This is a genomic window from Actinomadura logoneensis (assembly GCF_003428695.1).
Lineage (GTDB): Bacteria > Actinomycetota > Actinomycetes > Streptosporangiales > Streptosporangiaceae > Spirillospora > Spirillospora logoneensis.
Map to the genome: position 1 here is coordinate 1 of NZ_QURH01000863.1, position 5643 is coordinate 5643.

The 5643-nt window shown below is 74.0% G+C and carries 3 protein-coding genes and 1 pseudogene; 3 read left to right on the forward strand and 1 reads right to left on the reverse strand.

The genetic code is table 11. The features are described from left to right. A pseudogene (locus DZF91_RS29180) lies at window positions 1–401 on the reverse strand (hypothetical protein); the annotation flags it as partial. Window positions 402–1028: 627 nt separating this feature from the next. Here DZF91_RS29180 and DZF91_RS29190 point away from each other — a divergent pair. From DZF91_RS29190 to DZF91_RS29200, 3 genes are all read left to right on the forward strand, one after another. Continuing rightward, window positions 1029–2180: an EfeM/EfeO family lipoprotein gene (locus tag DZF91_RS29190; protein ID WP_117360328.1), complete on the forward strand. Its 1152-nt coding sequence runs from the start codon at window positions 1029–1031 to the stop codon at window positions 2178–2180. A 99-nt stretch (window positions 2181–2279) separates the two neighbouring features. Further along, window positions 2280–3473, forward strand: coding sequence for a Dyp-type peroxidase (locus tag DZF91_RS29195; protein ID WP_199486964.1), 1194 nt, complete (start codon window positions 2280–2282; stop codon window positions 3471–3473). 269 nt (window positions 3474–3742) lie between these two features. Further along, window positions 3743–5377: a phospholipase C gene (locus tag DZF91_RS29200; protein ID WP_117360330.1), complete on the forward strand. Its 1635-nt coding sequence runs from the start codon at window positions 3743–3745 to the stop codon at window positions 5375–5377. The last annotated feature ends 266 nt before the right edge of the window (window positions 5378–5643 follow it).

Here is a 5643-nt window from a genome sequence, read left to right on the forward strand (position 1 = left end):
ACGCGGCGCAGACCGGGGTCGGCGGGCGGCGGCAGTTCGGCGAGCGCGGCGTCGGCGGACGCGCCGGCGCCGATCCGGTGCAGCAGCGCGGGCAGCGTCGAGTCGGCGACCTCGCTGATCTGCCGTTCCAGCGCCACCGCGCCGCCGGTGTCGGTGCGCACGGCGCGCGCGGCGCGGGCGGCGACCCCGGAGTAGTAGGCGGCGAGCGCGATCGTCACGGTCAGCGCGAGCGCCGCCGCGCCGCCGCCCCAGACGACGACGGGGCGCAGGTCGTCCCCGGCCCGGAAGACGCCGTACAGCCAGCCGGCGCCGAGGACGACGACGGCGACGAGCCACACCGCGAGGGCACGTTCCAGCGGGGCGTGGTCACCCCTGCGGCCGGCGGGGACTGGAGCTGACATCGATCGGGTCCTCGTGGGGGGCGGGGGCGGGGGACGTCAGGCGGACGGCGTGCGCGCGGTCCGGTTCACGGCCGGTCGCGCGGTCCGGCTCGCGATCGCACGCGCCGTCCGGCTCGCGGTCCGGCGCGTGGTCGGACGCACGGTCCGGTGCGCGGTCAGACGCACGGTCCGGTGCGCGGTCAGACGCACGGTCCGGTGCGCGGTCGGGCTCGTGGCGGCGCGCGTCGGACGTGGGCCGGACACGGGGGCGACCGGCCCGCAGCGACGGTCCGTCGAGCGTTCGGACACCATCCGTAGGATGCAGCACCGCGTCGGCGCCACACCGGGTGTTCGCAAAAAAACCGCGCACGCCATGCGCCCTGACGTTAGATGATCACGGTTCGCCGCGCGAACTCGGCCCCCACTCTGCGCATCCCCCCGCTCGCACCGGGTCAGTGCAGGTGAGCGCGGTCCCGGGGCGGTCGGCGCGGGCCGTTCACCGACCTTTTCACCAGCGTTCACCTGCGGAGACCGGGTGGGAGGACGGGCCGGAGCCGGTGGCGGCCGGACGGGTCCGGAGCGGCGCGGACGGGCCCGGATCGGGGACTAGAGTGTGCGCGTTCGTCCGCTCATCGATGGAGTCTCCCGATGCGCCCGTGGGTTCCGCTGACCGCCGCCGCCGTCGCCGCCGTGGTCGCGGCGGCCGTCGCGGGCGGTGCCGGACTGCTGCCGGGCGGCGGGCGGTCGCGGGCGTCCGGCACGGTCCTGGAGGCGACGCTCGGACGCTGCGGGACGGGTTGGACGCGTCCGCGCCCCGGACCGCAGACGCTCCTGGTCCGCAACAGCGGCAACGCGATCGCCGAGGTCCGGCTGGTGGACCGGGCGGGCGCGGTGCACGCCGAACTGGAGGGGCTCGGCCCCGGCGTGACGCGGCCGATGCGGGTGACGCTGGGCGCGGGCGAGTACGCGCTGCGCTGCTCCGACGACAGCGCGGGCGATCCGCGCACGGGGCCGCTCGTCCGGATCACCGGCGGCGGTCCGGGCGGCCCGGCCGTCCCGGCGGTGAGCGAGAACGACCTGGCCGACGCGGTGGCGGCGTACTGGACGAAGGTGACGGCGGGCGTCGGACGGCTCGCGGACCTCACCGGTGCGCTGCGGTCGGCGGTCGCGTCCGGCGACCTCGGCGAGGCGCGCCGCGCGTGGCCGCCCGCGCATCTGGCGTACGAGCGGCTGGGCGCCGCGTACGGGACGTTCGGCGACTTCGACACCGAAATCAACGGCCGTCCGGAGGGGCTGCCGGGCGGCGTCCGCGACCCCGGCTGGACCGGCTTTCACCGGCTGGAGTACGGGCTGTGGCACGGCGAGGGCGCGGCGGCGCTCGGCCGCGTCGCCGACCGGCTCGACCGGGACGTCCGCGACCTGCGGGCCGACCTGCCCCGGCAGCGCCTCGACCCGGCGGACCTCCCGCTGCGCGCCCACGAGATCCTCGAGGCCACGCTGCGGTTCGAGCTGACCGGCGAGGCCGACCAGGGGAGCGGCACCTCGCTGCGGACCGCGGCGGCGAACGTGGCGGGCACACGGCTCGTGCTCGACGCCCTGCGCCCCGTCCTGCGGACGCGCTACCCCCGGCTGCCGGAGGCGTACGCCTGGCTCGACCGTGTGGACGCGCTGCTCAGGGGACGGTCGGCGCTGTCGGACCTGTCCGCCGCCGAGCGCCGGCGGCTGAACGGCGCGACCGGGCAGGCGCTGGAACTGCTGGCCCCGATCGCGGAGATCGCCGCGCCCCGCCGCACCTCATGACCCGGAGGACGCCGAGCCGCAGCCGGGCGGACGCACGCCGGGCGGACGGACGCCGGGTCGTGGGACGCCGGGTCGCGGGACGCCGAGTTGGAGGATGACGTGACCGACCGCCGATCGTTCCTGCGCGGGGCACTGGCCGCCGGAGTGGGCGGTGTGGCCGGGGCGTCCGTCGCGGCCGGGGCGTCCGCCGCGTCAGGGGGCGGGGACGACCACCGGGACGCCCCGCCTCCGCTGCGCGGCTTCCACGGCGCGCACCAGGCGGGCGTCGAGGAGGCGCCGCTTCCCCGGACGACCGTCGTCGCGTTCGACGTGATCGCCGGGAACCGGCGGGAGCTGACCGACCTGATGCGGACGATCACCGACCGGGCCCGCGCGCTGACCGCCGGGGGAGTCCCGGACGGCGCGGGCATCACCGGCCCGCCCGCCGACTCGGGGGTGCTCGGGCCGTCCGTTCCCGGCGGGAACCTGCTGGTCACCGTCGGCGTCGGCGCGTCGCTGTTCGACCACCGCTTCGGGCTGGCCGCGCGCCGTCCGGCGCGGCTGACGGCGATGCCGACCTTCCCCAACGACGCGCTCGACCCGGCGTGGTGCCACGGCGACCTCAGCCTCCAGCTCTCCGCCCGCGATCCGGACACCGTCCTGCACGCCCTGCGCGACATCGCCCGGCACACCCGCGGCGCGGCGCAGATCCGGTGGCGGATCGACGGGTTCACCAGCCCGCCCCGGCCGAGCGGCACCCCGCGCAACCTGCTGGGCTTCCGCGACGGCACCGCCAACCCCGCGCCCGCCGAGCTCGGCCGCCTGGTCTGGACGGACGACGGCGGCACCTTCCTGGTCGTCCGGCTGATCCGGATGCTGGTCGAGTTCTGGGACCGGATCGGCATCGGCGAGCAGGAGCGGATCATCGGCCGCGCCCGGGACACCGGCGCGCCGCTGGACGGCGACCGGGAGTCCGACCGGCCGGACTTCGCCGCCGACCCGGTCGGCAAGATCATCCCGTTGACCAGCCACATCCGGCTCGCCAACCCGCGCACCCCGGCGACCGCGGGCAGCCGCATCCTGCGCCGCGGGTTCAACTACGACCGGGGCGTGGACGCGGTGGGCGACCTCGACATGGGCCTGGTCTTCACCTGCTACCAGCGCGACATCCCGTCCCAGTTCGAGGCCGTCCAGCACCGCCTGAAGGACGAGCCGCTCGTGGACTACGTCCGGCCCTTCGGCGGCGGGTACTTCTTCGTCCTCCCGGGTGTCCGGGACGCGGGCGACCATCTCGGCCGCGCGCTGCTCTCCTGAATCCCGAACCGCCGTGAAAGCGCGTCGACGCGGGTCGGCGCGCCGAACGGACCACCGGGCACGGACATTGATATTACGCTTGCCTAATTAACCTTCCGCTAACCTTCCGTGTGTGCTCGTCTTCCCGTTTCCGGCCGGTCACCCGGCCGTCACCTGCGGCCCTTGAGTTCGTCGCCGCGCGCTGGTGGGATACCGCCCGAGATCAATCCGGTGATCGGTGCCGACCCCCCGTGCAAGGCCGGCGGCCGTGACCCGCTCAGGAGGAAGAGATGACCCCCGGGAACTGGACCAGGCGGCGTCCCACCGCCAAGGTCGCCTCAGTCGCGGCGGGCGTGCTCGCGCTCGCCACCGCCGCGGCGTGCGGCACCGCCGCGGGGCACGGAACGTCCCTGACGGCGAGCGAGTCGTTCACCGACGCCGCCGCGGCGCGCACCGCGACGCCCATCAAGCACGTGGTCGTGCTGTTCGACGAGAACAACTCGTTCGACCACTACTTCGGCACCTATCCGAAGGCGGCCAACATCGACGGCACCAGGTTCACCGCCGCGAAGAACACGCCGCGCGTGAACGGTCTCACCAAGAACCTGCTCACGCACAACCCGAACCTCTACAACCCCAAGAGGCTGAAGCCGTCCCAGGCGCTCACCTGCGACCAGGACCACAATTACGGCTCCGAGCAGAAGGCCGTGAACGCGGGACGGATGGACAGGTTCGTCCAGTCCACCGAGAAGGACAGGTGCAGCGGCCAGCCCATCCTGTTCGGCGAGCCCGGCCTGGTCATGGACTACTACGACGGCAACACCGTCACCGCGCTGTGGAACTACGCGCAGCACTACTCCATGAGCGACAACTCGTGGGACACGGTGTTCGGGCCGTCCTCGCCCGGCGCGATCAACCTGGTGTCCGGGCAGACGCACGGCATCTACGCCGTGGACAACAAGACGCACAAGAAGGTCACCGACCCCTATGTCGTCCAGTCGCCGGACAAGAACGGCGTCGGGACGATGATCAACGACCCGCAGCCCGCGTTCGACGACTGCTCGGCGAAGAACCACACCGCGGCCAACAACCTGGGCGTGATGACCGGTCCGAACGTCGGCGACCTCCTGAACCGGCGGAAGGTCACCTGGGGCTGGTTCCAGGGCGGCTTCCGGCCGACCGGCAAGAACGGCTCCTACGCGGCCTGCGACGCGAACCACCCGAACATCGGCGGCATCGCGTCCACCGACTACATCCCGCACCACGAACCGTTCCAGTACTACCGGTCGACGGCGAACGAGAAGCACCTGCGGCCGTCCTCCGTCGCGAGGATCGGCCACCAGGACCAGGCGAACCACCAGTACGACCTGGCCGACTTCGACGCCGCGCTCAAGGCGGGCAACCTGCCGTCGGTCAGCTTCCTCAAGGCGGGCGCCTACCAGGACGGCCACGCGGGCTACTCCGACCCCCTGGACGAGCAGCGCTTCCTGGTGAAGTACGTCAACGCCGTCCAGAAGTCGAAGTTCTGGAAGGACACCGCGATCGTCATCGCCTATGACGACTCCGACGGCTGGTACGACCACCAGAGGCCGCGCATCCTGAACGGGTCGCGGGACGCGGCGGCCGACTCGCCCGCGGTGTGCGGCAAGGCCCCCGTCGCGGGCGGCCTCCAGGACCGCTGCGGCCCGTCCCAGCGTCTCCCGCTGCTGGTCATCTCGCCGTACAGCAAGGTGAACCACGTCGACCACGGCTACAGCGAGCAGACGTCGGTGCTGCGGTTCATCGAGGACAACTGGTCCCTCGGCCGGATCGGCGGCCACTCGTTCGACGCCCGCGCGACCAGCCTGACCGGGATGTTCGACTTCCGTCACCCGCGCGCCAAGAAGCTCATCCTCGACCCGAGGACCGGCGCCCGCGCCGCCTGAGCCCCGTCCCCCGGGGGCCTGCGCGGCCTTCCGGAGCCCTCCGCCCCCGCCGTCCGCCTTGCCGGACGGCGAGGGCGGTGCTTTTCCCGGAACCCGGGCGAGTCCGGCTCGGTCCAACGAGTATGCGTTGGTTCTCCCTGTGCGCCGTGGCCGGGTTGACCGTCCTCGCCGCCCCCGCGCAAGCCGCCGCCGCGGCGCCGTCCGCCCTGCCCTCCGCCGTCCTCCCCACCGCAGCCGCCGCGCCGGCCGCGGTCGCCGTGCCGTCC

Coding starts and splice junctions, on each gene's coding strand:
- DZF91_RS29200 (WP_117360330.1), top strand. CDS start 3,743: ATGACCCCCGGGAACTGGACCAGGCGGCGTCCCACCGCCAAGGTCGCC.
- DZF91_RS29190 (WP_117360328.1), top strand. CDS start 1,029: ATGCGCCCGTGGGTTCCGCTGACCGCCGCCGCCGTCGCCGCCGTGGTC.